The organism is uncultured Kocuria sp. (assembly GCF_947500125.1).
Classification (GTDB): Bacteria; Actinomycetota; Actinomycetes; order Actinomycetales; family Micrococcaceae; genus Kocuria.
In genome coordinates, this window is record NZ_CANMRA010000079.1 from 1 (window position 1) to 1,413 (window position 1,413).

A 1,413-nucleotide genomic window follows, 5' to 3' on the forward strand; every position below is an offset into this window, starting at 1 on the left:
GAGTTGAGCCCCGCATAGTGGTGTAGCGCGGTGGCCTTGCTCGTCGTCCCGGACGAGGGCGCGGTCACCGTGAGATCTTTCGAGTTCACCTCTCACAGCACTCTCGAAAGGACATCATCACGATGACCGCTCCTCACATTGTCGACCCCACCGGCCTGCTCGGTGAAGCCCTGTCCGAAGCGTCCCCGGACCTGATGCGCACCCTGCTGCAGACGGTGATCAACCAGTTGCTCTCCGCCGACGCCGAGGCGGTGGTCGGCGCCGAGTGGGGCCGCCCGTCCCCGCAGCGCGTGGCCCAGCGCAACGGCTACCGCCACCGCGACCTCGACACCCGCGTCGGCACCATCGACGTGGCCGTGCCGAAGCTGCGCTCCGGGAGTTACTTCCCGGAGTGGCTGCTCGAGCGCCGCAAGCGGGCCGAGTCCGCCCTGATCACCGTGGTCGCCGACTGCTACCTGGCCGGGGTCTCCACCCGCCGGATGGACAAGCTGGTGAAGACCCTGGGCATCAACTCCCTGTCGAAGTCCCAGGTCTCACGCATGGCCGGCGACCTCGACGAGCACGTGGAGTCCTTCCGCCACCGGCCCCTGGACGCGGCTGGCCCGTTCACGTTCGTGGCCGCCGACGCGCTGACCATGAAGGTCCGGGAGGGCGGGAGGGTGGTCAACGCGGTCGTGCTGCTGGCCACCGGGGTCAACGGCGACGGGCACCGAGAGGTGCTGGGCATGCGGGTGGCCACGGCCGAGACCGGGGCCGCCTGGAACGAGTTCTTCGCCGACCTCGTCGCCCGGGGGCTGGGCGGGGTCCGGCTGGTCACCAGTGACGCCCACGCCGGGCTCAAAGACGCGATCGCGGCCAACCTGCCCGGTGCATCCTGGCAGCGGTGCCGGACTCACTACGCGGCGAACCTGATGGCCGTGTGCCCAAAGTCGATGTGGCCGGCCGTCAAAGCCATGCTGCACAGCGTCTACGACCAGCCCGACGCGACCGCCGTGAACGCCCAGTTCGACCGGCTGCTGGACTACGTGGTCGAGAAGCTGCCGGCGGTGGCCGAGCACCTGGCCGATGCCCGTGAGGACATCCTCGCCTTCACGACCTTTCCCAAGGACGTCTGGGCCCAAATCTGGTCCAACAACCCCGCCGAGCGGCTGAACAAGGAGATCCGGCGGCGGACCGACGCGGTGGGGATCTTCCCCAACCGAGCAGCCATCGTCCGCCTCGTGGGCGCCGTGCTGGCCGAGCAGACCGACGAATGGGCCGAAGGCCGCCGCTACCTCGGCCTCGAGGTACTCACCCGATGCCGGCTCACCGCCGTTGACGACACCGGGAGCGAGGTGACCACCGACCCCCTGACCGCCCTCACAGCCTGACCCCCACACGAAGGATCGCTACACCACTCCAGGGGGCTTGACC

1 protein-coding gene is annotated in these 1,413 nt (G+C 69.3%); it reads left to right on the forward strand.

What is annotated here, in order from left to right; all coding sequences use genetic code 11:
- The first annotated feature begins 122 nt into the window (after window positions 1–122).
- Window positions 123–1,370: an IS256 family transposase gene (locus Q0817_RS19920; protein ID WP_298592207.1), complete on the forward strand. Its 1,248-nt coding sequence runs from the start codon at window positions 123–125 to the stop codon at window positions 1,368–1,370.
- The last annotated feature ends 43 nt before the right edge of the window (window positions 1,371–1,413 follow it).

Bases quoted from the DNA above. Each gene is read 5' to 3' on its own strand.
- Q0817_RS19920 (WP_298592207.1), top strand. From the start codon at position 123: ATGACCGCTCCTCACATTGTCGACCCCACCGGCCTGCTCGGTGAAGCC.